The organism is Pseudomonas sp. GW821-FHT07B01 (genome assembly GCF_059419065.1).
In genome coordinates, this window is record NZ_JBWKRA010000005.1 from 224,463 (window position 1) to 250,854 (window position 26,392).

28 protein-coding genes are annotated in these 26,392 nt (G+C 61.5%); 9 read left to right on the top strand and 19 right to left on the bottom strand.

Features of this window, described 5'->3' with window-relative positions; all coding sequences use genetic code 11:
* Window positions 1–63 precede the first annotated feature (63 nt).
* From AC07S6_RS08235 to AC07S6_RS08250, 4 genes are all read right to left on the bottom strand, one after another.
* Complete coding sequence (locus tag AC07S6_RS08235; RefSeq protein WP_495112064.1) at window positions 64–1,389, bottom strand: MFS transporter; 1,326 nt, start codon at window positions 1,387–1,389, stop codon at window positions 64–66.
* 56 nt (window positions 1,390–1,445) lie between these two features.
* On the bottom strand, window positions 1,446–2,639 hold the full coding sequence (gene lhgO, locus AC07S6_RS08240; RefSeq protein WP_014718678.1) for an L-2-hydroxyglutarate oxidase: 1,194 nt from the start codon (window positions 2,637–2,639) through the stop codon (window positions 1,446–1,448).
* Window positions 2,640–2,745: 106 nt separating this feature from the next.
* Window positions 2,746–3,456 (bottom strand): FadR/GntR family transcriptional regulator, encoded by a 711-nt coding sequence (locus AC07S6_RS08245; protein ID WP_495112065.1) that lies wholly within the window; start codon window positions 3,454–3,456, stop codon window positions 2,746–2,748.
* A 38-nt stretch (window positions 3,457–3,494) separates the two neighbouring features.
* Window positions 3,495–4,727: an MFS transporter gene (locus AC07S6_RS08250; protein WP_495112066.1), complete on the bottom strand. Its 1,233-nt coding sequence runs from the start codon at window positions 4,725–4,727 to the stop codon at window positions 3,495–3,497.
* Window positions 4,728–4,840: 113 nt separating this feature from the next.
* Between AC07S6_RS08250 and AC07S6_RS08255 the strand changes: the two genes are divergently transcribed.
* Together AC07S6_RS08255 and AC07S6_RS08260 are read left to right on the top strand one after the other, a co-directional pair.
* Window positions 4,841–5,725 (top strand): LysR family transcriptional regulator, encoded by an 885-nt coding sequence (locus AC07S6_RS08255; RefSeq protein ID WP_057977243.1) that lies wholly within the window; start codon window positions 4,841–4,843, stop codon window positions 5,723–5,725.
* A gap of 56 nt (window positions 5,726–5,781) precedes the next feature.
* Window positions 5,782–6,459, top strand: a complete 678-nt coding sequence (locus tag AC07S6_RS08260) for a GNAT family N-acetyltransferase (protein ID WP_197882257.1) — start codon at window positions 5,782–5,784, stop codon at window positions 6,457–6,459.
* Here AC07S6_RS08260 and AC07S6_RS08265 read toward each other — a convergent pair.
* Window positions 6,449–7,051: a TetR/AcrR family transcriptional regulator gene (locus tag AC07S6_RS08265; protein ID WP_495112067.1), complete on the bottom strand. Its 603-nt coding sequence runs from the start codon at window positions 7,049–7,051 to the stop codon at window positions 6,449–6,451. The two genes, AC07S6_RS08260 and AC07S6_RS08265, sit on opposite strands and share 11 nt — an antisense overlap.
* Window positions 7,052–7,123: 72 nt before the next feature.
* Between AC07S6_RS08265 and AC07S6_RS08270 the strand changes: the two genes are divergently transcribed.
* Window positions 7,124–7,723 carry an NAD(P)H-dependent oxidoreductase gene (locus AC07S6_RS08270; RefSeq protein ID WP_495112068.1) on the top strand — a complete coding sequence of 200 codons (600 nt, stop codon included), beginning with the start codon at window positions 7,124–7,126 and terminating at the stop codon, window positions 7,721–7,723.
* Between the two features lies 1 nt (window position 7,724).
* Here the strand turns inward: AC07S6_RS08270 and AC07S6_RS08275 are convergent, their stop codons facing one another.
* The 3 genes from AC07S6_RS08275 to AC07S6_RS08285 all read right to left on the bottom strand — a co-directional run bounded on the left by AC07S6_RS08275 (window position 7,725) and on the right by AC07S6_RS08285 (window position 10,120).
* A complete protein-coding gene (locus tag AC07S6_RS08275) occupies window positions 7,725–8,114 on the bottom strand; it encodes a hypothetical protein (protein WP_034127625.1) in 390 nt (129 codons plus the stop codon).
* A gap of 61 nt (window positions 8,115–8,175) precedes the next feature.
* Window positions 8,176–9,432, bottom strand: coding sequence for a 3-phosphoshikimate 1-carboxyvinyltransferase (locus tag AC07S6_RS08280; protein WP_495112069.1), 1,257 nt, complete (start codon window positions 9,430–9,432; stop codon window positions 8,176–8,178).
* Window positions 9,433–9,565: 133 nt separating this feature from the next.
* Window positions 9,566–10,120, bottom strand: a complete 555-nt coding sequence (locus AC07S6_RS08285) for a UPF0149 family protein (RefSeq protein WP_495112070.1) — start codon at window positions 10,118–10,120, stop codon at window positions 9,566–9,568.
* A 184-nt stretch (window positions 10,121–10,304) separates the two neighbouring features.
* Here AC07S6_RS08285 and AC07S6_RS08290 point away from each other — a divergent pair, with 184 nt between their 5' ends.
* Together AC07S6_RS08290 and nudC are read left to right on the top strand one after the other, a co-directional pair.
* A complete protein-coding gene (locus AC07S6_RS08290; protein ID WP_034127622.1) occupies window positions 10,305–11,117 on the top strand; it encodes a crotonase/enoyl-CoA hydratase family protein in 813 nt (270 codons plus the stop codon).
* Window positions 11,118–11,122: 5 nt separating this feature from the next.
* The gene (gene nudC, locus AC07S6_RS08295; protein ID WP_019816887.1) at window positions 11,123–11,956 is read left to right on the top strand and encodes an NAD(+) diphosphatase; all 834 of its coding nucleotides are present in this window, start codon (window positions 11,123–11,125) and stop codon (window positions 11,954–11,956) included.
* On the opposite strand, the gene AC07S6_RS08300 is transcribed toward nudC, so the two are convergent.
* From AC07S6_RS08300 to AC07S6_RS08320, 5 genes are all read right to left on the bottom strand, one after another.
* Window positions 11,924–12,703: a TSUP family transporter gene (locus tag AC07S6_RS08300; RefSeq protein WP_003191011.1), complete on the bottom strand. Its 780-nt coding sequence runs from the start codon at window positions 12,701–12,703 to the stop codon at window positions 11,924–11,926. The two genes, nudC and AC07S6_RS08300, sit on opposite strands and share 33 nt — an antisense overlap.
* 169 nt (window positions 12,704–12,872) lie before the next feature.
* The gene (gene pcsA / locus AC07S6_RS08305) at window positions 12,873–13,589 is read right to left on the bottom strand and encodes a phosphatidylcholine synthase (RefSeq protein ID WP_441346082.1); all 717 of its coding nucleotides are present in this window, start codon (window positions 13,587–13,589) and stop codon (window positions 12,873–12,875) included.
* A 148-nt stretch (window positions 13,590–13,737) separates the two neighbouring features.
* Complete coding sequence (locus AC07S6_RS08310) at window positions 13,738–14,658, bottom strand: class I SAM-dependent methyltransferase (RefSeq protein ID WP_014718665.1); 921 nt, start codon at window positions 14,656–14,658, stop codon at window positions 13,738–13,740.
* A gap of 285 nt (window positions 14,659–14,943) precedes the next feature.
* Window positions 14,944–15,432: a DUF1289 domain-containing protein gene (locus AC07S6_RS08315; protein WP_168224474.1), complete on the bottom strand. Its 489-nt coding sequence runs from the start codon at window positions 15,430–15,432 to the stop codon at window positions 14,944–14,946.
* Between the two features lie 147 nt (window positions 15,433–15,579).
* The gene (locus AC07S6_RS08320) at window positions 15,580–16,830 is read right to left on the bottom strand and encodes a ribonucleotide-diphosphate reductase subunit beta (protein WP_032892020.1); all 1,251 of its coding nucleotides are present in this window, start codon (window positions 16,828–16,830) and stop codon (window positions 15,580–15,582) included.
* A gap of 377 nt (window positions 16,831–17,207) precedes the next feature.
* Between AC07S6_RS08320 and AC07S6_RS08325 the strand changes: the two genes are divergently transcribed.
* Entirely contained in the window at window positions 17,208–17,423 is a 216-nt protein-coding gene (locus tag AC07S6_RS08325) for a TOBE domain-containing protein (protein ID WP_003173733.1), read from the top strand.
* A gap of 56 nt (window positions 17,424–17,479) precedes the next feature.
* Here AC07S6_RS08325 and AC07S6_RS08330 read toward each other — a convergent pair whose 3' ends face one another.
* The gene (locus AC07S6_RS08330) at window positions 17,480–18,625 is read right to left on the bottom strand and encodes a MalY/PatB family protein (RefSeq protein WP_495112071.1); all 1,146 of its coding nucleotides are present in this window, start codon (window positions 18,623–18,625) and stop codon (window positions 17,480–17,482) included.
* A gap of 201 nt (window positions 18,626–18,826) precedes the next feature.
* Between AC07S6_RS08330 and ggt the strand changes: the two genes are divergently transcribed.
* Entirely contained in the window at window positions 18,827–20,551 is a 1,725-nt protein-coding gene (ggt, locus tag AC07S6_RS08335; protein ID WP_138763747.1) for a gamma-glutamyltransferase, read from the top strand.
* A gap of 119 nt (window positions 20,552–20,670) precedes the next feature.
* Here ggt and AC07S6_RS08340 read toward each other — a convergent pair whose 3' ends face one another.
* The 3 genes from AC07S6_RS08340 to AC07S6_RS08350 form a co-directional block, all read right to left on the bottom strand.
* Entirely contained in the window at window positions 20,671–21,195 is a 525-nt protein-coding gene (locus AC07S6_RS08340) for an AAA family ATPase (protein ID WP_054895941.1), read from the bottom strand.
* Complete coding sequence (pnuC, locus tag AC07S6_RS08345) at window positions 21,192–21,755, bottom strand: nicotinamide riboside transporter PnuC (protein WP_495112072.1); 564 nt, start codon at window positions 21,753–21,755, stop codon at window positions 21,192–21,194. The genes AC07S6_RS08340 and pnuC overlap by 4 nt, the downstream gene beginning before the upstream one ends.
* Before the next feature lie 200 nt (window positions 21,756–21,955).
* The gene (locus AC07S6_RS08350) at window positions 21,956–23,590 is read right to left on the bottom strand and encodes a methyl-accepting chemotaxis protein (RefSeq protein WP_034127340.1); all 1,635 of its coding nucleotides are present in this window, start codon (window positions 23,588–23,590) and stop codon (window positions 21,956–21,958) included.
* A gap of 226 nt (window positions 23,591–23,816) precedes the next feature.
* Between AC07S6_RS08350 and AC07S6_RS08355 the strand changes: the two genes are divergently transcribed.
* Window positions 23,817–24,647 (top strand): undecaprenyl-diphosphate phosphatase, encoded by an 831-nt coding sequence (locus tag AC07S6_RS08355; RefSeq protein WP_236452692.1) that lies wholly within the window; start codon window positions 23,817–23,819, stop codon window positions 24,645–24,647.
* Window positions 24,644–25,027, top strand: coding sequence for a DUF1294 domain-containing protein (locus AC07S6_RS08360; protein WP_197880389.1), 384 nt, complete (start codon window positions 24,644–24,646; stop codon window positions 25,025–25,027). The genes AC07S6_RS08355 and AC07S6_RS08360 overlap by 4 nt, the downstream gene beginning before the upstream one ends.
* Here the strand turns inward: AC07S6_RS08360 and AC07S6_RS08365 are convergent.
* Window positions 25,016–25,372: an MmcQ/YjbR family DNA-binding protein gene (locus tag AC07S6_RS08365; protein ID WP_034127343.1), complete on the bottom strand. Its 357-nt coding sequence runs from the start codon at window positions 25,370–25,372 to the stop codon at window positions 25,016–25,018. The genes AC07S6_RS08360 and AC07S6_RS08365 overlap by 12 nt on opposite strands.
* Window positions 25,369–26,277, bottom strand: a complete 909-nt coding sequence (locus tag AC07S6_RS08370; RefSeq protein ID WP_034127344.1) for a LysR substrate-binding domain-containing protein — start codon at window positions 26,275–26,277, stop codon at window positions 25,369–25,371. The genes AC07S6_RS08365 and AC07S6_RS08370 overlap by 4 nt, the downstream gene beginning before the upstream one ends.
* Window positions 26,278–26,392 lie beyond the last annotated feature (115 nt).

A 26,392-nucleotide genomic window follows, 5' to 3' on the forward strand; every position in this document is an offset into this window, starting at 1 on the left:
TGAAAGTGCCCATGATGCGCGATCCAGGTGCATCCATGCACCCGTTGGTCCGAACTTTTTTGCTCAGTTCTTGAATGCCGAGTGTTTCGCGCCCTGATCGCAAAGGGCAAACACCACCACCAATAAGGCAGAAATCGCAAGGATCACCACCACGCTATCGGTGGAGTGGGTGGCCGAGGCCGCTACCATCGACAGCGCGCCCAGCGGTGCCAGGCCACCGGCAATGGCGGTGCCGATTTCCCGCCCGGTGCCAAAACCCGAAGAGCGCGTTTGCGTCGGGAACTGCCGGCTCAGAAACGAGCCCTGGGGCGCAAACATCATCGGCGCGAGGATACCGGTGCCCACCCCGATGGCGAGGTAAATCATCAGGCTTTCACCACTGTTGAGCAGGGCCAGGAACGGGTAGGCGAACAACAGCGAGCACAGCCCGCCGAGCATCAACACGGCCTTGCTGCTCCACTTGTCACACAGCCAGCCGAAGCAGGGCACGGCGACGATGGCTACCAGGCTGGCGATGGTCACCGACAGCGAGGTGACATGCACGTCCACGCCTTTGAATTGGGTCAGGTACGCCAGGGAGAAGGTCTTGAAGATGTAGCTCAGGGCGTTGTAGCCAATCGCGACAAAAAACACCACGGCGAGGCCCTTGAGGTCGTTCTTGAACAAGGCCTTGAGGGGCGATGGCTTGGCTCTGGCTTTTTCCTTGCTCAGCGCTTCGAACTGTGGGGTTTCCGGAATGCTGTTGCGCACCCACAGGCCGACGCCCACCAGCACGATGCTGCAGATAAACGGAATACGCCAGCCGCCGGCCAGCAAGAACTCGTTGCCGTTGATGGTCAGCAGGTAAATAGTCAGCGAGGACAGCAACAGGCCCAGGTTCAGGCCCAGTGCCGGCCAGGCGCCCTGGCTGCCACGCTTGCCTTGGGAGGCATGCTCGTAGGAGGTGACCGCCGCGCCCGACAACTCGGCCCCCGCGCCCAGGCCCTGGATGATGCGGATAAACACCAGCAGGATCGGGGCCCAGATGCCGATGGAGGCGTAGCTGGGGATCAAGCCGATCAAGGTGGTGCACACGCCCATCAGGCAGAAGGTCAGCACCAGCACTTGCTTGCGCCCGAACTTGTCGCCCAGGTAGCCAAACAGGATGCCGCCGAAGGGGCGGGCGATAAAGCCGATGGCAAAGGTCGAAAAGGCCATCAGGGTGGCGGTCTTCGGGTCGCTGTTATCAAAGAAGATCTTCGAAAACACAATCGCCGCCATGGTGGCGTACAGGTAAAAGTCGTACCACTCCAGCATCGAGCCGAAGATGGTGGCGGCGGCTACTTTGCGTAGGCGCTTGCGGGTTTGTTCGGGCGTTTCGGTACCGGGAATGGAGGCGGATGCCGACATGCTGGACTTCCTTCTGGGTCTTTGTAGTTATTGTTGGGTGAGCGGGCGGTGCGGTCTTACTGGGGGTGGAACAGGCGATCGGCGATCATCGCGCCGATGGGCATGGCTGAGGTGGCGGCCGGTGAGGGCGCATTGCACACATGCAGCATTCGTGAGGTTTGGGCGAACAGAAAGTCGTGCACCAGGCTGCCGTCGCGCATCACCGCCTGGGCACGGATACCGGCCTCGTAGGGCAGCAGGTCATCGAGGGTCAGGGACGGGCAGTACTTGCGGCACTGCTCCAGGTAGCCGGACTTGAACAGCGAGTTCTTCATCTCGGTGGTGCCGGAACCGAGGTTTTGCCAGAGGGTTTTCCAGAAACCCGGGAAGCTGGCGTACTGCGCCACGTCGCGCCAGTTCACCGAAAACTTGCGGTAGTTCTCGCGGCCCAGTCCCAGCACCGCATTCGGGCCGACGGTGACGCTGCCGTCGATCATGCGGGTCAGGTGCACCCCGAGGAAGGGCAGCTCCGGGTCGGGGATCGGGTAGATCAGATGGTTGACGATGTTGTTCTTGGCGGCGGGCAGGCGGAAGTATTCGCCCCGAAACGGGATGATCTGATGGTCGATGCGGATGCCGGCCAGGCGGGCCAGGCGGTCCGACTGCAAGCCGGCGCACACCACCAGGTGGCGGGCGTGCCAGGTCTCGCCCTCGGTGTTGACGGTGACCGTGTCGGTATTTTCTTGGATGGCGGTGACGGTGCGCTCCAGGCAGATCTGCCCACCGCTGCGACGAATCACCTGGGCCATGGTCTCGCACACCTGGCGGTAATCGACAATGCCGGTGGCATCGAGAAACAAGCCGCCGAGGCCGACGATGTTCGGTTCACGCTGGCGCAGTTGTTCGGCATTCAAGCGCTCGACCTGCATGCCATTGAGCTGGGCACGGGCGTACAGCGCTTCCATGCGTTGCATTTCCAGCGGGCTTGAGGCCACCAGCAGCTTGCCGCACACCTCGAATTTGATCCCGTGTTCGCGGCAGAACTGCTTGGTGGCTTCGGCGCCGCGCTTGCACAAATCGGCCTTGAGGCTGCCGGGTGCATAGTAGATGCCGGCATGGATCACGCCGCTGTTGTGGCCGGTCTGGTGCTTGGCCAGCACCGACTCTTTTTCCAGGATCACCAGCGACGCGCCAGGTTGGCGCTTGAGCAGCTCCATGGCGGTGGCCAGGCCGACGATGCCGCCGCCGATAATGCAAAAGTCATGAATCATTGCAGAAGTACCTAGGCTGTACATTTCAGTCTGCTTATCAGGTTGTCAGACTAATGTTTTTGTTAAAAAAATGGCGTGTCCGCGGACACGCTGCAAACAAGGTGGATCAGTTCGTGGTCGGTAATTCCAGTTGCAGGCGTCGCGCCGCGGCACGCAGGTGCGCCTCGGCACTGGCGGCGGCGCGTTGGGCGTCGCCGTCGGCAATGGCCTGGTAGAGCTGTTGATGTTCCTGGGTGGCATCGGCCGAACCGGTGGCAAAGCGCGACGCCGAGTTCTCCCACGCGGTTTTACGCGCACTGGCCAATTGGCTCCTGAGGAAGTCATGGAAGGCCACGAAGTAGTCATTCTTGCTGGCGTCGGCAATGGCACGGTGGAATTCCACATCGGCCAGGGCTGCGGCTTCAAAGTCGTCGCGGTGGTCCTGCATGGCCTGCAACGCGCTTTTCATGCGCTGCAGGTCGGCGCTGTCGCGGCGCTGGGCGGCAATCGAAGCGGCCTGGGTTTCGATCCACAGGCGCACTTCGAACATCTGCGCCAGGTCAGGTCGTCGACCGTTGGGCTGCGGAAACCGAAACACCGTGCCCGCAGGGGTCTGCGAAATAAACGAGCCCAGGCCACGGCGGGCGGTGAGCACACCGTCGGCCTTGAGCTGGGCAATGGCTTCACGCACCACGGAACGGCTGACGTTGAGTTGTTCGGCCAGTTGCTGTTCGGTCGGCAGGCGCGACTCCGGGGCCAGTTGGCCGGATTCGATTTCTGCGCGAATGGCGCTGACAACCCGTACGACAAGCGAATCGGGGCGCTGGAGCTCAAGCATGGGAAAACCTTGGTGATCAGGTTGTCAGACAATAGTCGTTACGATTTTAGCTTGTCAATATTTGTCTGCTTCGCGCTGGCCAGGGAATGCCCACGTCTCCAGGCGATCAGCAGCGCCAGTAACAGCAAACCTACCGCCATGGCGAAGGTCGCGTGCAGGCCGGCTGCCACCGCCTGGGGCGCGGCGAGGCTGACATCCGGGGTGGCGCGGGCGAACACCGCGCCGAGGGCCGAGGCGCCGAAAATCAGGCCCAGGTTCCGTGACAGATTCAGCAGGCCGGACACCGTGCCTCGGCGTGTCGCCTGTATATCGCTCATCACTGCCGTATTGTTGGCTGCCTGGAACAGGCTGTAGCCGGCCGTCAACACGATCAGGCCCGCGAGATAAACGCCAAGCCCGGACGCCAGCGACAGCAACAGGGCCCCGCACAGCATCACGCCCAATCCCATGAGGGTCAGGCGTTGGCTGCCAAGGCGATCGGTCAGGTAACCCGCCGGTACACCGGTAACCGCCGCGACCGTTGGCCCGACGGCCATGGCCAAGCCCATCCAGGCGGGATCGAGGCCCAGGCCACGGGACAGGTAGAACGGGCCCACCACAAACGTGGCCATGATCACCGCCGACACCAGAACACTCATGACCAGGCCGGCGCGCAACGGCGCATCGCGCAGGGGCGCCCAGAGTGTATCGCCTGGCCAAACGTCGCGGCGGTGAGCATCCACCGGCAAATAACGGTAGGCGAAGGCGGCAGCCACACCCGCCAAGGGCAGGCCGATCAGAAACAGCGCGCGCCAGCTCCACAGGCTGAGCAATACTCCGCCGATACTCGGCCCCATGGCCGTGCCGAGTGCCGACATGGTGCCGAGCAGGCCCATGACTCGGCCGGTATTCGCTTTCGTGACGGTGTCACCGACCATGCCCAGGGTCATCGCCATCATGATCGCCGCGCCCAGGCCCTGGAATGCCCGTGCGCCGATCAGCCAGGGCAGGGTTGGCGCGGCGGCACACCCGGCGCAGGCCAGGGCAAACACCAGCAACCCGGCCAGCAGCAAGCGCCGGCGCCCCAGACGGTCACCCAGGCGCCCGGCGCTGACAATCACGGCGGTGATGGCCAGCAGGTAGGCGAGCACCACCCACTGCACGGCATGAAACGAGGCACCGAAGGCGTGCGCCAGGCTGGGCAGGCCGACATTGGCGATGCTGGTGCCCAGAGCGGCCAGCAACATGGACAGCGACAAGGCCACCAGGCCGCCGCGTGTGGAGGTTTGCATGCGCGTTTCCTTGAGTGAATGCACCTGTCGCAAATCTACGGCGTCGCCTAAGATGGCGGAAGACGCATGGGTTGCAGGTTATAGCTGCATCCAACGCCTGATAAGGAGCCCGCATGCCCGACCTCAATTTACTCATCACCCTGGACGTGTTGCTTGCCGAAGGCAGCGTCGCTCGCGCCGCCCAGCGCCTGCGCCTGAGCCCTTCGGCCATGAGCCGGGCCCTGGCGCGTTTGCGTGCAGCCACTGGCGATCCGCTGCTGGTACGTGCCGGGCGCGGCCTGGTGCCGACGCCCCGGGCGTTGCAATTGCGTGAACAGGTCAGCCAACTGGTGCAGGACGCCCACGCCGTATTACGCCCGGCGCACACCTTGGACGTGGGTGAGGTGGTGCGCACCTTCACCCTGCGCACCAGCGAGGAGTTCGTCGAACGCTTCGGCCCCGCCTTGCTGGCTCGTATCGCCCAGGAGGCGCCCGGTGTGCGCTTGCGTTTTGTGCACAAGAGCGACAAGCACAGTACGTTGTTGCGCGACGGTGGCGTTGATCTGGAAACCGGTGTGGTCGACGTGGGCGCCAGCCCGGAGGTGCTGACCCAGGCGCTGTTCCGTGATCGCTTGGTGGGCGTGGTGCGTGAGGGCCATGCTCTGAGCCGCGACCCTCTTAGCGCAGCGCGTTTCGCCCAGGGACAACATGTCTACGTGTCGCGGCGCGGCCAGGACCGTGGCCAGATCGATGAGGCCCTTGAGGCGCAAGGTCTGGTCCGGCAGGTCAGCATCGTGGTCGCCGGTTTCAACACGGCCATCGCCCTGGCGCGTGATACCGACCTGATCGCCAGCGTGCCTGAGCGCTATATCACAGTGCCGCCTCGAGGCTTGTATTGCTTTGAGCTACCGGTGACATTGCCGCCATTTACCGTGGCGATGCTGTGGCACCCGCGACAGGACGCCGACCTGGCCCATCGCTGGCTGCGCGCATGTTTGCGCGAGGTGTGCGGGCCATGAGCGGCGCGCAACAGGTACAATCGCCGCTGCCTTGACGCGAAACCCCAGGAATTTGCATGTTCAGCCTTACCCGCTACACCACGCCGTGCCCCGAACCAGTCAACAGCCAGATCCTGCAGATGGTGGTGGACAACCTCACCGATATCAGCAGCGTGGCGCTGGCACCGAGCAACCTGCTCTACAACATCTACCAGTACGCCATCGGGTTTGAGGTACACCTGTACCTTGAGGCGTTGAATGGCGAAAAGGGCATCGCGGTCGAGTTGGTCGTGGCGATGGAAGACGAGACGGTGGTGGGTTTTTGCCTGTATCTGCCGGTGAAGGATGATCCGCACGCGTGTGGCATCGCGTTTATGGCGGTGCAGGCCGGCTTTCGTCGCCAGGGTGTGGCACGCAGCATGCTGGACGAGGTGTTGGCGCGTTATCCCCACGCCGAACTGGCCTGTGCGGTAGAGAAGGTTGCGGTGTTCGAAGCCATGGGTTTCCAGGTACGCGGTGCGCGTGGCACCCAGGTCGTGATGAACACCCGCAACTACGGCACCGATGGGCTGATGGGCGTGTTGGATGTGGCTTCAATCTACAGCTCGCTGGAAGTGCGGCAGATCCACACCTACCTGCTGCAAAAACACGGCAAGCGCGCCATGGTCGATGCAGAGAAACAGCGTGATCGGCACCTGGACCAGTTGACGCGCAAGGCGCAACTGTTCGTCCAGGGCCGTCTGCCTACGGCCTGACGCGCATGACCATCGCGAGGATAGTCTCCAGCAGTTCCTGCTGAGCTTCCTCGCGGCTGATCTCGCCATTGGCCGCCGCATGGGACAGGGCTTCCGCCGCGCCGAGCATGGCGCGCAACCCGGCCTGGGAAATACTGCCGCCGTGGGTGAAGGGCGACAGCGCGTCTCGGCATTTATCGAGAAAGATCGCCTCGTATTCGCGCTTGGACGCTTCCAACTCCGGCGAACCGCTCAAGGCGGCAATCACCCCGGGGATTTCCCGACCTTGCAACAACACACAATCGACATACGACGACGCGATAACCCACGCGCGGTCCTCAAGAGTCGCCTTGCTGGTGGCGATGGCATCGGCAAACACCTGGTCCTGGCGCGCGTCGAAGTCTGCATACAGCGCGGCCAGCAAACCCGCGCGTGTAGCGAAGTGGTCGTACACCACCGGTTTGGTGACGCCCGCCAGCTCGGCCAGGCGGCCCAGGGTCAGGGCGTCGGTGCCCTCGTCACGCACCAATTGCCAGGCCACGTCGAGTAACTGGCGCAGGCGATCTTCACGGGACAAACGACGACGGGGGGCAGGGGATTCATTGCTTGACATGCTTATATACCAAAAGTAACTTATTCGACGTAACTTACTAAAAGTAGATTAAGCTGAAACGGAGTCAAAGTCATGCACGCACTGATCGTTGTTGCCCATCACGACCCACAATCCCTTACCCATAGCGTGGCCGCCGAGGTGGGTGCAGGCTTGAGCGCCTCTGGCCACACCTTTGAAATAGCCGACCTTGCCGCTGAAGGGTTCGACCCACGCTACAGCGCGGCCGACCATCGGGTGCACCGTACTCGGGCGACGCCGCCAGCCGACGTGCAGGCCGAACAGGCCCGCATAGACCGCGCCGACGCGCTGGTGCTGGCGTTCCCCATCTACTGGTGGTCGATGCCGGCGTTGCTCAAGGGCTGGGTCGACCGCGTATTCGTCAATGGCTGGGCGATTGATTACGGTCCCGATACACCGGTGCAGAAGAAACTAAGGCATTTGCAGGTGCATCTGCTGGCCCTGGGTGGGGCTGATGACAGTGCCTTTGAGCGACACGGTTATGCCAAGGCCATGAATACCCAGATCGACTACGGCATCTTTGATTATTGCGGGGCGCGGGTACTCACTTCCGAGTTGTTGTTGGACTCGGAAAGTGGCACGGCCCAGGCGCATTTGCACAAGGCCCGGACCGTGGGGCAGGGGTTGTTTGAGCGTGAGGCCGTCGCGGGATAATTCAAGCGTCGCGAAACAGGTCGTGGGCGTCGAGCAAGCGGTAGGCAATCTCTGGGTTTTTCTCCAGGCCACGGCGAATGGAGGCGGGGATCGACTGGCGGGTCTTGCGGCACATGCCCGGCAGTTCGTCGATGACGATCTGGATCCCGCGCATGCTTTTGACCTCGGTATGCCCGGGCGCGATGTGGACGCGGATGCCGAGTTGGTCGTACATCCGCTGTTGCAAGTGTTCGAGGTCTTGCAGGCTCTTGAGGTTCTCCAGGCGCTCCAGCAGGATTTTTTCCTGCTGTCGCGTCAGTTGCAGAATGCGCAGATCAGCGCCGGGAGCTTCCAGTAGTTGTTCACGGTTGCAGACACAGGCGCCGGGTGGGCAGGGTTGGCGAAGGGTCATTGACGCTCCCGGCAAGGTTCAGTTGTAGGAGCGAGCTTGCTCGCCCCTACAGGTTTGTGTGTCAGTAGCTCAAGTGAACGCCCAGGCTGCCGAGGGCTTTCCAGTAGTCAGGGTAGGTCTTGGCTACGCAGTCCGGGTCTTGGATGCGAATGCCCGAGACTTTCAGCCCGGCCAGGGCAAAGCACATGGCGATGCGATGGTCGGCGTGGGTGTCGATCAGTGCGGTGCAGGCTGTGCCAGCCAAAGCGGGGTCGCTGGCAACCAGCAAGTCATCGCCCTCGATGGTCGCCAGGCCCGGGCGAATTTCGTTGAGGCCATCGTGCAGCGCCTGCACGCGGTCACATTCCTTGACGCGCAGGTTCGCCAGTTCAGTGAAGCGCACCGGGGTGTTGTTGAACGCGGCGAGCACCGCCAGGGTCGGGATCGCATCCTGCATTTGTGAACCCACCACCGTGGCCTGCATGTTCGGGAATTGCGCGATCACGGCCTGGGCCTTGGCGTCGGGCTGGGTGAAGTCCTGTGGGGCTACACCAATATCGATACGGCCACCGGTCAGTACTTCTGCGGCCCACAGGTAAGTGGCGGCGGAAGCGTCGGGTTCGATCAGGTAGTCATGGGCGGTATAGCCGGTGGGGGCCACGCGCCAGGTGGTGTCGTCCACGGCGTCGACCTGGGCCCCAAACGCACGCATGCAATCGAGGGTCAGGTCCACGTAGCCACGGGCGCCAATGTCCTTGCCGGTCAGCGCCACTTCAATCGGCGCTTCGCCGCACGCCGCCAGCATCAGCAGGGCCGATACGTACTGGCTGGACAAACCTGCGTCAATCTCAAAACGCCTGGCCTGGACCTTGCCCGCGCCGTGCACGGTTACCGGTGGGCAACCGGTGGGGCATTCGACCTGGATGCCGTTCTGGCCCAGGGTGGCCAGCAGCGGGCCGATGGGGCGTTTTTGCATGTACTCGTCACCGTCCAGTACCACGGTGCCTTGCACGGTGGCGACGGCAGCCGTGAGAAAGCGCATGGCGGTGCCGGCGTTGCCGAGGAACAACGGCTGGGCCGGCAATTGCAGCGAGCCTTGGCTGGTGACGACAAAGGTGGTGTCGTCCGGCTCTTCGATGGTGACGCCCATCTGCCGCAGGGCGACTGACATGTGGCGCGTGTCATCGCTTTTGAGCGCACCGCTCAAACGGCTGGTGCCCTTGGCCAGTGCCGCGAGCAACAGCGCACGGTTGGTAATGGATTTGGAGCCGGGGGGCGCGACCTTGCCAGTGAGGGGGAAGTTGGGCGGTGTAACGGTCACGGTTTTCTGCGAACTCAAGGTACAAGGCTCCTGGTCAAGGCAAGGTGGCGTGGAGTGGCCGACGTGCGGACCCGAATCATCAGGCAAACACGCCATGCTTGTCGAGTGAGTGGGTGATCTGCGTGATTTATTGGCATGCGCTCCTACTGCCTTAACGCTGGCTCAACCAGTAGTCATGCAGCGCCCGTGCAGCCGGTTCGATTTCGCTGACCTGCAGTTGATGGGCGTTTACATCCAGGTCTGCCGGCAGTTCGAAATTGTCCTGTTCGGCGCAGCAGGAAATCCGCTCCAGTTGCCCGGCTTGTACAGCGGGCAATGGCGGCCAGTTGGCGATTGTCACGCCGCGCACATAACCAAAGCACCATTCCTCGGCAAGGGTCACCGCCTGGCCTTGATGTTCGGTTTCATCGAAACGGGCTTTGAATGCCTGGGAGTCAGTGGCCAATTGCGCGGCCAGGGCATTCATATGGCGTACACACAGCTCGAGAAAAGCCTGGGCCTCGTCCATGTTGTCCCATTCAGGGTTTTGCCCGCCCCAGATCGCCGGGAACCACTCGGCCACATCCACCTTGGCCGGGCTGGAAACCAGGGCGGTGAAATAACCGTCGAGTTCGGCCATGTTCAGCACCGAGTGGTCTTCGCCGTATTTGAGCAAGGTGGCGTCAATGAATTCGAAATCGGCGGGAGCGAGAGGTTGGGCGTGCATGGCATATCCTTAAAACGTCGAGCGCCGCGCACAGCGCGGCTTAAAGCGCAAAGGATGGCCTGTGCATCGGGTTTTATCCAGCGTCTTTTCCCTCACCGTGACCAGTCCCGTTTTTGGCCGATGCGCCGTGGCGCACCCTTGATATAGTCTGGCCTTTCTCAATCGCCAGTCAGGGATCACTGCCATGTCCGAATACCAAGCCTTCGTTGTCGAACTCAGTGGCAACGTTGCCCATGTGCAGATCAATCGCCCGGAAAAGATCAACGCCATGAACGCGGCGTTCTGGACCGAAATCATCGACATCTTCCAATGGGTCGACGAGACCGACGCCGTGCGTGCCGTGGTGCTCAGCGGCGCGGGCAAGCATTTTTCCTCGGGCATCGACCTGATGATGCTGGCCTCGATCGCCAATGACTTTGGCAAGGACGTGGGTCGCAATGCACGCCTGCTGCGCCGCAAGATTCTCGAGCTGCAAGCCTCGTTCAACGCCGTGGACACTTGCCGCAAGCCCGTGCTGGCGGCGATTCAGGGCTACTGCATCGGCGGTGCCATCGACCTGATCAGCGCGTGCGACATGCGCTACGCGGCCGAAGACGCGCAATTCTCGATCAAGGAAATCGACATCGGCATGGCCGCTGACGTCGGCACCTTGCAACGCCTGCCGCGCATTATCGGCGATGGCATGCTGCGTGAGCTGGCCTACACCGGTCGTCAATTCGGCGCCGAAGAAGCGCGCAGCATCGGCCTGGTCAATCGCGTGTTTGCCGATCATGAAAGCCTGCTGGCGGGTGTCATGGACCTGGCCCATCAAATCGCCGCCAAGTCGCCGATTGCCGTGACCGGCACCAAGGCCATGATCAGCTACATGCGTGACCACACAGTCAATGACGGCCTGGAATACGTTGCCACCTGGAACTCGGCTATGTTGCAATCCAACGACCTGCGCGTGGCCATCGCGGCCCATATGAGTAAGCAGAAACCCGAATTCGTGGATTGACTGACATGACCCCAGGCTGGATTACCACAACGCTACTGGACAACGACGCCCCCGGCGGCTGGGCTGTCGCCCGCAGCCGCGAAGGCTTCTTACACGACACCAACGGCCCGCTGTTCCCGCGCGAATGGCTCAAGCGCCAGGACCTGTCGGTGTTTGCCGAACACGGCATCGGCCACCTCGACGGCGAGCCGGTGTACCTGTTGGAACTCGACTCGCCGGCTGATGTGCCAGGGTGCAGTTGGCAGGGCTTGCGTGGCTTTATGCTGCAAGGTGATCACACCCTGTACAAGGTGCTGGGCTACGCCGCGCAGATCGGTACCTGGGCGCGGGAGCACCGTTTTTGTGGCAGTTGTGGCCAGGCGATGGTACAGGTGCCGAGGGAGCGGGCGATGTATTGCCAGGCCTGCGACCTGCGCAGCTACCCACGGATCTCACCGAGCATGATCGTGCTGGTGACCCGTGGCGATGACATCCTGCTGGCGCGTTCGCCGCGTTTCGTCACCGGGGTCTACAGCACCCTGGCCGGTTTTGCCGAGCCGGGGGAGTCCGCCGAAGACTGCCTGATCCGTGAAGTGCGTGAAGAGGTGCAACTGGAGGTCAAGAACATCCAGTACATGGGCAGCCAATGCTGGCCGTTCCCTCACTCGATGATGCTGGGCTTTCACGCCGAATACGCCGGTGGCGATATCGTGCCCCAGGCCGACGAGATCGAGGACGCGCAGTGGTTCAATATCCACGAGCTGCCGCCGTTGCCGGCGTCACGCTCGATTGCGCGTTACCTCATCGACCTCTACGTGGCCCGCCGTTTAGGCCACGCTGAACCAGTGCTGCCAGGCTAGGCGCACGGTCAGGCCCAGGACCACGGTGATAAACACCGGGCGAATGAATTTGGCGCCGCCGCTGATCGCGCTGCGTGCGCCAAAGAACGCGCCACACATCACCGATACCCCCATCGCCAGGCCGACAATCCAGTCCACCGAACCATTGATGATAAACACCGTCAGCGCCGCCGCGTTGCTGACGAAGTTCATGCTGCGCGCTACGCCGCTGGCCTTCACCAGGTCGATGGGGTGCAGCAGCATCGTGCTGACCGTCCAGAACGCCCCCGTGCCGGGCCCGGCCACGCCATCGTAAAAACCCAGACCAAAGCCCTGGGTGGCTTGCCATTTCTTTTTGATCGGTGCCTCCGCGTCCAGTGGCGCCTTGGGCGTGCCCCCGAACAACAGGTACACACCGCAGGCGAAGACGATCACCGGAAGCATCTTGTTCAGGGTTTCGGCAGGCAAGTAATGGGCGACGACCGCGCCGGTCAGTGCACCGATCAAGGTACCGACGATGGCGTGCACCCATTGGCGTGGGTGGAACAGCTTGCGCCGGTAGAAGGTAAAACTGGCGGTGGCCGAGCCGAAGGTGGAGCTGAGCTTGTTGGTGCCCAGCACCAGGTGCGGCGGCATACCAGCGGTGAGCAGGGCGGGCGTGGTCAACAAACCGCCACCGCCGGCGATGGCGTCGATAAAACCGGCGATAAAAGCGACAACGGCCAGGATGGCCAGGGTGGTGAGGTCTACGCTGAGTTCAAAGGGCATGGGCAGGGCTTATTGTTGGAGGGCCGCAGAAGGCCAGCATCTTACTGCGATGTGACTCAAATGTGGGAGGGGGCTTGCCCCCCTAGCAGTGTGTCAGTGACCAATAAGCTGACTGACCCACCGCCATCGGGGGCAAGCCCCCTCCCACATTTTTTACCGAGCCCGCTTGTTATTTGTGCGCGCCCAGCCATTCCAGGGCCGTGCGCCAGATGCAGATACCCAGGAAGTACGCCGACATCAGCGACCACAGGCCAAATGTCCAAGGGTTGGTGTTCGGGTAATCCACCACCATCAGGAAGCTGCACAGCAGCCAGATGGTGGTCACCGCGATGTTGATCGGCATGAAGCGCTTGACCCGGAACGGGTGCAGGAACTTCATCGGCGTCACGGTCAACAGCGCCAGGCCGATCACGGTCAGCAAGGTGACCCAGGCATCCGGCTGGATGATATAGACGCACAGCGCAACGACGTTCCAGGCGGCAGGGAAACCGACGAAGTAGTTGTCCTTGCTCTTCATGTTCACATTGCAAAAGCAGAACAGCGACGACACCAGGATCACCGACACCGCAAACAGGTGGGTGAACTCGGGCAGGTCGATGTAGCGGTAGATAAACAGGGCAGGAATGAACACGTAGGTGAGGTAGTCGATCACCAGGTCCAGCACCGAGCCGTCAAAGCTGGGCAGCACCGTGCTGACATTCACCCGTCGCGCCAGCGAGCCGTCGACGCCATCCACCACCAGTGCCAGGCCCAGCCACAGCAGGCACGCTTTGGGGGAGTTTTCCAGCAGCGCCAGGGTGGCCAAAAAGGCCAGTACCACACCGGTGGCGGTAAAGCCGTGGGCGCCCCAGGCTTTGAGTCTGGCTACATGCAGGGTCGATATCACGGGCGGTTCTCCAAAAGGTCAAACGGGGCAGCCGACGACGTAGCGCCGTCGAGTCTGGCCAGGGAATGCAGGTATCGACCGGGAAGGGGAGGATAAGGTTCACCGCCCGGCGTATCCGTTAGCGTAGCAAGCGTAGGATGTTTCGGCATCAGCCCTGACGGAACACCAGTGCCTTTAGTCCACTCTGCGGATCAATGTCAGGAAATTCCGGTGGGTTTTCCAGCCGCTGTACAAACCGCAGGCCCGGTGCTTCGCGGGTCACGCCGTCGATCAGGAAGTCTTCGCCGAAGGCCGGATCGTTCATGCATGCCAGCACGGTGCCGTGAGCACTGAGCAAGTCCGGCAGGCGGCGCAGCACGCGCTGGTAATCCTTGGTCAGCAGGAAACTGCCTTTCTGGAAGGAGGGCGGGTCGATGATCACCAGGTCGTAAGGGCCGTTGTTCGTCACCTTGGCCCAGGACTTGAACAGATCGTGGCCCAGGAAACTCACCCGGCTCAGGTCGTGCCCATTCAGGCGATGGTTGTCGCGGCCACGGCTGAGGGCCCCACGGGCCATGTCCAGGTTCACCACATGGTCGGCGCCGCCTTCGATGGCGGCCACGGAAAAACCGCAGGTATAGGCAAACAAATTCAGCACACGCTGGCCCTGGGCCTGTTCGCGCACCCAGTTGCGCCCGTAACGCATGTCCAGGAACAACCCACTGTTCTGTTTTTTACCCAGGTCGATCAGGTAGCGCAGGCCGCCCTCGGTGATGGTCAGTTCGTCGATGGCGTCGCCCACCAGCCATTCGGTGGTGCTTTGCGGCAGGTAGCGGTGTTGCAGGGCAACGGTGTGCGCGCCGAAAGCGGCCCAGTCGATGTGCAGTAGCGTCTGCTTCAGGGCCTGCAGGTGCTCGGTTTCCTTGAACAACGCCACCAGCACCACCCCTTGCAGCCAGTCCACCGTCAGTTGTTCCAGGCCCGGCCAGCAGCGGCCACGGCCATGGAACAGGCGCCGGGTTTCCGCGGGCGCGTCAGCCAGGGCAGTGAGCAAGTGGGCGTGCAGGGTAGCGAGTGCGTCTGGGTTCATCGTTAAGCGTCAGTCATCGGGCGGGCGGCATTTTAAACACAATTGGGTGGGAACTGGCTTGCCTGTGAAGGCGGCCTGACAGCCGACCCCTATCTACCTGAAGCCCCGGCATCCAACTGTGGGAGCTGGCTTGCCTGCGATGACGGCCTGATAGTCGACGCTTATCTACTTTGGATCGCGGAGCGTGAGTTGGATCATCGTCGGCTGTCAGGGCCGTTACGGGAGCAAGCTCCCTCGCCACAGGTCCAGCGCTGTACCGCGTTCCCGCAGTGTTTGCGATTTGGGTCAGCGCGTGGCAATCAGCGCCGGGCCGAATGACTCTTTCAAGAAAACCGGGGCGATATAGCGTTCGTAATGTGCCTCGGACAGCAGAAAAAACTCTCGATCTATCGCATCGCGCAAATCTGCCAGGTGGCGTTCACGAAACTCCGGTAACAGCGTCAAACCATAGGCATCCAGCCTGGAAATCACCCGCGCACCCCGCGCAATCAACTGGTATGCCCAGCAATACGGCGACTGGTGCGGCATAAAACGAATCTTGCGCGCTTCCAACTGCTGTCGCAGGCAGTGCGGGTCGAACACTTCCAGCTTGCTGGCCATTACCTGCACCAGCAACTGCTCCAGGCGCAGCCACACCGCCTGTTTTTCCTCGGCGTTATAGCCATTCCACTGGATCACCTCGTGGTGATAACGCTTGCAGCCCCGGCAGACCAGGTCACCGTAGACGGTGGAGCACAGGCCGACGCAGGGGGTTTTGATGGTGTGGTTGGGCATAAAGGCTTACTTGCAAAGTCTATGGATCACAATAGCCAATGTGGGAGCGGGCTTGCCCGCGATAGCTGTGTGTCAGTGGGTACATCCGTGACTGATACACCGCTATCGCGGGCAAGCCCGCTCCCACATTTTTTGGTTCGTGTTGATTCAGTCCCAGCTCAACGCGCCGCCGGTCTGATACTCGATCACACGGGTCTCGAAGAAGTTTTTCTCTTTCTTCAAGTCCATGATCTCGCTCATCCACGGGAACGGGTTGGTGGTGCCTGGGTACTCTTCCTTCAAGCCGATCTGCGACAGGCGACGGTTCGCGATGAACTTGAGGTAATCCTCCATCATCGCCGCGTTCATGCCCAGCACCCCACGCGGCATGGTGTCGCGAGCGTATTCGATCTCCAGCTGCGTACCCTGCAGAATCATCTGGGTCGCTTCTTCTTTCATCTCGGCATCCCACAAGTGCGGGTTTTCGATTTTGATCTGGTTGATCACGTCGATACCGAAGTTCAGGTGCATCGACTCATCGCGCAGGATGTACTGGAACTGCTCGGCCACGCCGGTCATTTTGTTGCGGCGGCCCATGGACAGGATCTGGGTGAAGCCGCAGTAGAAGAAGATGCCTTCCAGCACGCAGTAGTAGGCGACCAGGTTGCGCAGCAGCTCTTTGTCGGTGTCGACGGTGCCGGTTTCGAACTTCGGATCGGAGATCGAGCGGGTGTATTTGAGGCCCCAGGCGGCCTTTTTGGCCACCGATGGAATCTCGTGGTACATGTTGAAGATCTCGCCTTCATCCATGGCCAGCGATTCGATGCAGTACTGGTAGGCGTGGGTGTGGATCGCTTCTTCGAAGGCCTGGCGCAGGATGTACTGGCGGCACTCCGGGTTGGTGATCAGGCGGTACACGGCCAGCACCAGGTTGTTGGCCACCAGGGAGTCGGCGGTGGAGAAGAAGCCCAGGTTGCGCATGACGATACGGCGTTCGTCGTCGGTCAGGCCTTCGGGGTTTTTCCACAGGGCGATGTCGGCGGTCATGTTGACCTCTTGCGGCATCCAGTGGTTGGCGCAGCCGTCGAGGTACTTCTGCCAGGCCCAGTCGTACTTGAATGGCACGAGTTGGTTGAGGTCGGCGCGGCAGTTGATCATGCGCTTTTCGTCAACGGCGACGCGGGCGGAGGCGCCTTCGAGTTCGGCGAGGCCTTCGGCGACGTCGAGTTTGTCCAGGGCGGCCTTGGCGCGCACGATGGCGGCGGAGTCGTTGGCGGTGACGGCGCGGGCTTCCACGGCGGCAGCGGCGCCGGCACCGTCGAGGCGGTCCATGTTGGCTTCGGTGGCGTGGCCGGCGTTGGCGCCTTTGATCACCGCTGCACCGGTGTCTTCGTTATCGACTTCATCCCAACTCAGCATTGAAATACTCCCTTCTGATCCGTTCTGACGGTGTTCAACCCGTCCAAAAAATGTGCGATTTGCAGGCTACCAGGCATTGAAATACTGCGCTGAGTGTGGTCGGTAAATACCGATTCTGCACACTATGTAGTGGTCTGATTTGTTTGTGGGCACACTATATGGTGTGTAACAAGGTTGGTCAACGCACAAGATGTGCGGTTATAAGTCGCTGCCGAACGTTGGGCGCCGGGCAGATGGGGGACGAAGAATATTTACTTCATATGTCTTTATGGAATAGATAAATAGATATTTATTCCTTTTAATCTTTTCTATCGAGGCGCAATTTGAGGGCCTGCGCATTCGTGCGGATTGACCCAACAGCCAAAAGGAAAGCCGACATGACCATCAAAGCGATCAACGTGCGCAACCAGTTCAAAGGCGTGATCAAGGAGATTCTACTGGGGGAAGTGGTGTCGGAAATCGATGTGCAAACCGCGTCTGGCATTGTGACGTCGGTGATTACCACACGCTCGGTGCGTGATCTGGAATTGAAGGTGGGCAGTGAAGTGATTGCCTTCGTGAAATCGACTGAAGTGTCCATCGCCAAGTTGTGAATGAATAATGTGGGAGGGGATTGCCTGCCCCTCCCACGAATGCCTCGTCGGGCAGGTTAGCGCTGGCGCAAGGCACGTTCCATGCGCTGCATACCTTCCTCCAGCATCGCCCGTGGGCAACCGAAATTCAGGCGCACGAACTGCTGGCTGTCATCACCGAATTCGATCCCCGCGCTCATGCCGACCTTGGCCTGCTCAAGGAAAAACTGCTGCGGGTCATCCAGGCCAAGAGCGCTGCAATCGAGCCACGCCAGGAAGGTGCCCTGTGGTGCATGCATCACCACACCAGGCAAGCGGGTCTTTACGGCATCGAGCAGGTAGTCGCGGTTGGCTTGCAGGTACGGCACCAGCGCGCTGAGCCAGTCGGCGCATTCGCTGTAGGCGGCACGGGTGGCTTCCAGGCCCAGGGGGCTGACGCTGTCGACCATGCCGCAGCGCGCGTTATTGAAACGCTCGCGCACTGCCGCGTTCTGGACCACCGCAAAGCAGGTCTTCAAGCCGGCCACGTTATAAGCCTTGCTCGCCGACATCAGCGTGATGGTGCGCTGGGCAATCTCTGGGCTTAGGCTGGCGGTGGGGATGTGGCGACGGCCGTCGAAGCACAGCTCGGCGTGGATCTCGTCGCTGATGATCAGCGCGCCAGCTTCCAGGCAGGCATTGGCTACCGCCGTCAGTTCCTCCCGGGGAAATACCTTGCCGATGGGGTTGTGCGGATTACTCAGCAGCAACGCACCGGCACCGCTCAATGCCTGGCGCATCGGAGGCATAGGCGTGACGTATTCGCCGTTGATCAACTCGAACGGCATTTCGATGCGTGGCAGATTCCAGTTGCCCGGCGCCAGGCGAATCGGCCGGTAGTTGGGGGTTTGCAGCACCACCGCCTGGCCGGGCTGGACGAATGCGTGCAGGGCCATATTGAAGCCAGGCTCGACGCCGGGCAGGAACAACAGTTCTTCGGGCTGCACGCGCCAGGCGTACTTGGCCCACAGGTCAGCGACGATGGCGTCGCGCACGTCCGGGCCGGCCACGCTGTAGCCGAGAATCTGCTGGTCCAGGCGCGCGTGCAGGGCGCGCAAAATGGCGGGCGGCGCGGCGATGTCCATGTCGGCGATCCACATCGGCAGAACGTCTTGCGGGTAACGGCTCCACTTGGTACTGCCGGTATCGAAGCGTGGGTGGATCGTGTCGAAATCAAAGCTCATGGACAGGCTCGTATCAGGGCGGCGGCGAAAGAATGGCGCCGATTCTAGCGCCATTAATTTTATAGGCCAGAGCTGATTGCCGCCTTGCACAGCGGTGTGCGTTCCATGACCGACAAGTTCTGTAATAAAAACGCCATTGCGCTGGGGATTGAATCAGCGAGGGGCTATTTTGGTGCATCTCAATAATCAGAGTAGCCATGGATGAAATACCAACCCTTGAGTCACACCTTGATTGCTACCGCGCTGGTATTAACGATCAACGGGGTGCATGCAGCTTCCCAAGCCCCGGTTGCGGGTGAAAATGGCATGGTGGTCACGGCCCAGCACCTGGCAACCCATGTGGGGGTCGATGTGCTCAAGGCCGGCGGCAACGCGGTCGATGCGGCGGTGGCAGTGGGTTACGCACTGGCGGTGGTGTACCCGGCGGCGGGCAACCTGGGCGGTGGCGGTTTCATGACGGTGCAACTGGCGGACGGGCGCAAGACCTTCCTCGACTTCCGCGAAAAAGCCCCGTTGGCGGCGACGGCCGATATGTACCTCGACAAGGCCGGCAATGTGGTCGAAGGCCTCAGCGCCAAAGGCCATTTGGCGGTCGGCGTACCGGGCACGGTGTCCGGCATGGAGCTGGCCCTGAGCAAATACGGCACCCTCAAGCGCGCCCAAGTGATTGCCCCGGCGATCAAGCTGGCGGAAAACGGCTTTGAGCTGGAGCAGGGCGATATCGACCTGCTGCACACCGCCACCGGTGAGTTCGAAAAAGACCAGGATATGCGTGGCATCTTCCTGCATAACGGCGAGCCGATGCAGGTAGGCCAGAAGCTGGTGCAGAAGGACCTGGCCAAGACCCTCAAGGAAATCTCGGCCAAGGGCACCGACGGTTTCTATAAAGGCTGGGTCGCCAAGGCTGTAGTGGATTCCAGCCAGGCCGGCAAAGGCATCATCACCCAGGCCGACCTCGACGCCTACAAAACCCGCGAACTGGCCCCCATCGAGTGCGACTACCGTGGCTACCATGTGGTCTCGGCGCCGCCACCCAGCTCCGGCGGTGTGGTGATCTGCCAGATCATGAATATCCTCGAAGGCTACCCAATGGCCGACCTGGGCTATCACTCGGCCCAGGGCCTGCACTACCAGATCGAAGCGATGCGCCACGCCTACGTGGACCGCAACAGCTATCTCGGTGACCCGGACTTCGTGAAGAACCCCATCGAGCATCTGCTGGACAAGAACTACGCGGCCAAGCTACGTGCGGCGATCGAACCGCAAAAGGCCGGTGATTCCCAGGCAATCAAACCGGGTGTATCGCCCCATGAAGGCAATAACACCACCCACTATTCCATCGTCGACAAATGGGGCAACGCGGTCTCGGTGACCTATACCCTCAACGACTGGTTTGGTGCCGGGGTGATGGCGAGCAAGACCGGGGTGATTCTCAACGATGAAATGGACGACTTCACCGTCAAGGTCGGCGTGCCGAACATGTACGGGCTGGTACAGGGCGAAGCCAACGCCATCGCACCGGGCAAGGCGCCGCTGTCGTCGATGAGCCCGACCATCGTCACCAAGGACGGCAAGGCGGTGATGGTGGTCGGTACACCGGGGGGCAGCCGCATCATCACTGCCACCTTGCTGACCATCCTGAATGTCATCGACTACAAGATGAATATCCAGGAAGCCGTGGACGCGCCGCGCTTCCACCAGCAGTGGATGCCTGAGACCACCAACCTTGAGACGTTTGCCGTGAGCCCGGATACCCAGAAGATTCTCGAGAGCTGGGGCCATAAGTTTGCAGGTCCCCAAGATGCCAACCATTTGGCGGCGATCCTGGTCGGTGCGCCTGCTCTGGATGGCAAGCCGGTGGGTAACAACCGCTTCTATGGGGCCAATGACCCGCGACGCAATACGGGGTTGTCGTTGGGCTACTAACGCCTGGTACGGTAAGAAATGTGGGAGCGGGCTTGCCCGCGAAAGCGGTGGGTCAGTCTATGCCTGTGCTAGCTGATACAGAGCATTCGCGAGCAAGCCCGCTCCCACAGGGAAGAGTGTCAGGGCTTGAGCAGCTGGGTTACTGCGGCAAATGCCGCCTGGCGCCTTTGTTCCCAACCCCCGCCAATCACCACCAGCGGCTGTCGATGCTCCTGCATCCACTCCAGGCTGGCCTGAAAAAACGCCCGGCGATCCGCCAGTTCCGGCTGGCAGCGCTGGCCGTCGGCACTCCATTCCACATCCTCGGGTGAGAGCAGCAGGTGCAGGTCGTAATGCCGCGCCAGAAGTTCGTCATCAAGCCAGCCGGGATAGTCGCCGAACAGGGTCTGGCTCCAGAGCTTGTTGGTCAGCAGGTGGGTGTCGAGGATCAGCAAGGCGGGGCGTTTGGCGCGGGCGGCATCCTCCCAGGCCAACTGGCCCTGGGCAATGGCCGGGATATCCGCCAGGGTGGTGTCGCGCTGATGCTGATCGATGAAGTACCGCACATATTCCCCCACCATCAACCCGCCGAAGCGCGCGTGCAACTGCGCCGCCAGCCAGCTCTTGCCGCTGGATTCGGGGCCCGCCAATACCACCACTTTCATGCGCGTAACGCCGGGTCGGCGCGCCACTCGCGCCAGCCTTGCACGGCAATCACGGTAAACAATGCATAGAGTGCAGCCGTGAGATAGAGGCCTTTGTAGAGGAACAGGCCGACGAAGATCACATCCACCACAATCCACAACGGCCAGCACTGCACGCGTTTTTGCGCCATCCACATCTGCGCGACCAGGCTGAAGCCGGTGAGGGCGGCGTCGAGCCAGGGCTGGGCGGCGTCAGTCCAGTGGGCCATGGCGGCGCCCAGCAGCAGACTGCCGACGGCGCCCGCAGCCAGGCTGGCCATGATTGCCGGCGCTTTCAGGCTGGTGACCTGGCGGCCTTGCTTGACCTCGCCAGCGCGGGTCCACTGCCACCAACCGTAAACTTGCAGCGCCGCGTAGACCACTTGCAGCAGCATGTCCGAGTAGAGCTTGACCTCGAAAAACACCCAGGTGTAGAGCAACACCATCACCAGGCCGATGGGCCAGCACCAGGGGTTTTGTTTGACCGTCAGCCAGACAGCGATCACCCCCAGGGCGGCGGCGAACAGTTCAAGCCCGGACATGGCGGATCCTTGGGAGAGTGGGAGAGGGCGGTGATTGTACCCAGAGCTCACCGATCATCAAACACAGCAATGCGTCATTGCCCTCTGCAGGAGCGAGCTTGCTCGCGAAGATCGTCAAGGTTACCGCGTATTGTCTGAATAACCGCGGTGCCTATGGGTTTTTCGCGAGCAAGCTCGCTCCTACAAAAGGCTAATCAGCGCTAGATTCGGAATTGGCGCAGCAACCCATCAAGCTGCTCACTCAAGCCACGCAACTGCGCACTCGCCACGCTCGATTGCTCCGCCGCCAGCGCCGTGCTGTGGGACAGCCCGGCCGCTTGGGTGACGTTCTGGTTGATGTCTTCCACCACATGGGCCTGCTGCAGGGTGGCGCTGGCAATCGAGGCGTTCAGGCCGTTGAGGTTGTGCAGTGCCTGGCCGATGGCGGTGAGGCTTGCACCGGCCTGGCCGGCTTGCTCGATGGTCAGTTGCGAGGCGCTGTGGCTGTCGCTGATGACCTTGACCGCCGCTTCCGAGTGACCTTGCAGGCGCTCGATCATTACCTGGATCTCGGCGGTGGATTTCTGCGTGCGCTGGGCCAGCAGCCGCACCTCATCGGCGACCACCGCAAACCCACGGCCTTGCTCCCCGGCGCGGGCGGCTTCGATGGCGGCGTTGAGGGCGAGCAGGTTGGTCTGGTCGGCGATGGAGCGGATCACCTCCAGTACCCCGCCGATCTGCGTGCTTTCGCTGGAGAGTGTGCGGATCACCTCCACAGCCTGGCTGATGGTGGTGGAGAGCTGGTCGATCTGCTGCAAGCTGCCGTCGATGTTGACCTGGCCCTGTTGTGCCTGGGCCTGGGCATCGCGCATTTCGCTGGCGGCGTGTTCGGCATTCTTCGCTACGTCCTGCACGCCGTAAGTGACTTCGTTGATGGCGGTGGCCACCAGTTCCATCTGCTGCGACTGCTGCTGGCTGCGGTCATGGGCCTGGCTGGCGTTGTGGCCCAGCTCGGTGGACGACTGGCCCAGGGCGTTCGCGCACACCTGCAACTGGCCGACAACCTGGCGCAGCTTGGCGGTGAAGCTATTGAAGTGCTGGGCCAGTGCGGTCAGTTCGTCACGACCGTGGGTGTCGAGGCTGTGGGTCAGGTCGCTTTCGCCGCTGGCGATATTGCCCATGGCATTCACCGCCGCCTGCAACGGCTGCACGATGCTGCGAGCGATCAGTACCACCAGCACGGCCATCATCAACGCAATGCCCAGGCCAATGGCCGAGGCTTTCCACACCTGGCCCCTGAATTCAGCCTGCACATCGTCCACGTAGACCCCGGAGCCGATAATCCAGCCCCAGGGTTCGAACAGTTGGATGTACGAGGTTTTCTCTACCGGCGCTTCGGCGCCGGGCTTCGGCCAGCGGTAGTTGACAATGCCGGCGCCCTTGGCCTTGGCCAGGCTCACGAATTCGTTGAACACGGCGAAACCGTCCGGGTCGCGAATCGCCGAGAGGTTCTGGCCGTCGAGCTTGGGGTTGGCCGCGTGCATGATCATCACGGGGGTGAGGTCGTTGATCCAGAAGTAATCATCGTGGTCATAACGCAGGCCGCGCACCGCGCTCAGGGCCTGTTGTTGCGCGGCGTCACGGGTCAGTACGCCGGTTTTCTCCAGGTTCTGGTAATAGCTGAGTACGCCACTGGCGGTCTGTACCACGTGCTGGGTCTGCTGGCGCTTGGCCTGGTAGAGGTCGCCGTGGATCTGGTTGAGCATCAACAGCCCCAAGGCCAGCAGCATCAACACGGCGACTATCAGGATCAGCCAAAGGCGGCGGCTGATCGACATGCTGCGCAAACTGTTCATCGTCCTGTCACTCCCTGCTCTTTATAATTGTGGTGCTGCTTCGAGATTTCCGGCGTGTCTGATAGGCTTTCGGCCCGGAATCGAAAAACCTGAGTACTGCCTGATTTTTCACGGAATTTTTGCAGACCGGCGTTGAGAATCAACCGCGGGCGCTTGTGTGCGCTCGTCGTCAGTGAACTTAAAAAAGACTATGAGGCATGCCACGTGCATGACCTTTGGAGACAGCATGGATTTTTGGACCGCCATACAGGCATTGATTCTCGGCATCGTCGAGGGGCTTACGGAGTTCTTGCCGATCTCCAGCACTGGCCACCAGATCATCGTCGCCGACCTGATCAATTTTGGCGGCGAGCGTTTCGAAGCCTTTAATATCATCATCCAGCTGGGCGCGATCCTGGCGGTAGTCTGGGAGTTTCGACGCAAGATCTTTGACGTGGTTATCGGCCTGCCGACCCAGCCCAAGGCCCGGCGCTTTACCGTCAACCTGATCATCGCCGTGTTGCCGGCGGTGGTACTGGGGGTGATTTTTGCCGACCTGATCAAGCACTACCTGTTTAACCCGATCACTGTAGCGACTGCCCTGGTAGTGGGTGGCGTGATCATGTTGTGGGCCGAGCGCCGTCAACATGCAGTGCGGGCTGAAACCGTCGACGACATCACCTGGAAAGACGCCCTCAAGGTCGGCCTGGCCCAGTGCCTGGCGATGATCCCGGGCACTTCGCGCTCCGGTGCAACGATCATCGGCGGCCTGTTGTTCGGCCTGTCGCGCAAGACAGCTACCGAGTTCTCGTTCTTCCTGGCGATGCCGACCATGGTCGGTGCGGCGGTGTACTCGGGCTATAAATACCGTGACCTGTTCCAGCCCGCGGACCTGCCGGTGTTCGCCATTGGCTTTGTCACCTCGTTCATCTTCGCCATGATTGCGGTCAAGGCCCTGCTCAAGTTCATCGCCAGCCACAGCTACGCGGCGTTTGCCTGGTACCGGATTGCGTTCGGCCTGGTGATCCTGGTGACCTGGCAGTTCGGCTGGATCGACTGGACTGCGGTCAAGCCATGACTATCCAGCACCCACGCCTGAAGGCGCTGATCTTTGTACTGCTGTGTGCCGCGCCGCTGCTGGGCTCGGCGTTGCTGTGGTATCGCGGCGAAACGGTAATTCCGTTGATGGCCTATGGCGCGGTCAGCGTGGTTGCGTTCTTCTTGTACTGGAGCGATAAGCGCAAGGCGCAGACCGAAGGCTGGCGCACCCCGGAAAACATCCTGCATGCGGTGGAGTTGGCGGGCGGTTGGCCGGGGGCGTTGATAGCCCAGCAGGTGTTCCGGCACAAGACGCGCAAGGTGTCTTACCAGGTGCTGTTCTGGGTGATTGTGCTGTTGCACCAAGTGTTCTGGCTGGACCAGCTGTTCCTCGGCGGCACCTTGCTGTCAATCCTCTAGCCGCAAGCCAATCTGCGTGCGCTTGGGCAGCTTGCTCACCACCAACTGGTGGGAGCGCTGCAACAGGCCGCGCAGTTCCTCTGCGCCCAAAGGGTAGGGCGTGTTCATGATGACCCACTGCGCCCTCGCCAGGTAAGGCGCCGGGTGAATGCCCGGGCGGTCGACGTGACCCAGGAACAGTTCTTTGTCGACCTTGAAGGCCAGCGACTCACCGCGCAGGTTCTGCAAGGCGAACATCTTGTTGCCAGCAATCGAGAACACCCGCACGCCACCCCATTTATAGTCTTCCCGTGCGCCTGGCAGGCTCAGGCAAAAACGTGCGACTTGTTCTTCCGTCATGCTCATAACAGCCGATCTCCACAGCCTTTGAAGCCTTCTTCCAGGTAGTCGATCCAGGCCCGGATGGCCGGCAGCACGCCGCGCCGGTGCGGGTAGACCGCCTGCAGCCAGCCGCCTGGCAATGACCACTCCGGTAGCAATTGCACCAGCCGGCCGCTGGCCAGTTCTTCTTCGCAGTACATCATTGGCAGCACCGTAAAGCCCACGCCCATCATTGCGCTGGCCTTGCGCACGATAAAGTCTTCGATGCCCAGGCGCGCCTCCATCACTAGCTCGTGCATGTTGCCCTGGGGGTCGATGATGCGTTGGTGCACCATTCGGTCCGCCTCGAGTGCGCCAAGGATTGGCAACTGCTTGAGGTCTTCCAGGGTTTCGACCCGCCGCTCACGCATGAAAACGGGGCTGGCCACCAGCACGGTATGCGCCTGGCGCAGGCGTTTGGTGACCAGCAACGGGTCTTCGTCGCCCAGTTCGCGTACGCGCAGCGCTACATCAATGCCTTCGGCCACCAGGTCGACGCGGCGATTCACCAGGGTCATATCCAACTGCACCAACGGGTGCGCGGCCAGAAAACCGGCTACCAGCTCCGGCAGGATCTGCTGGGCCAGGCCCACCGGGCAACTGACCCGCAAGCGCCCCCGTGGTTCGCTGGACATACTGGCCACGGCCTCGTCGGCCATTTCCGCTTCAAGCAGCATGGCCTGGCAGTGGCGCAGGTAGCGTTCGCCGACGGCGGTGAGCGTCAGTTGCCGGGTGGTGCGTTGCAGCAAGCGTGCACCCAGGCGGTCTTCCAGTTCGGCAATGCGCCGTGAAAGCCTGGATTTGGGAATGCCGAGTAGCCGGCCAGCCGCAGCAAAACCGCCGGCTTCGACGACTTTGGCGAAATAGTAGAGGTCGTTGAGGTCTTGCATGGTGGGCCTATTGTCCTGTCAGTGGGACAAACTATCGCATTTCAGCTGGCTTATCGACCATTGGTTTCATGCGTAGCATCACCACCATCTGATCGCCACTGTCGATCCCACCTCG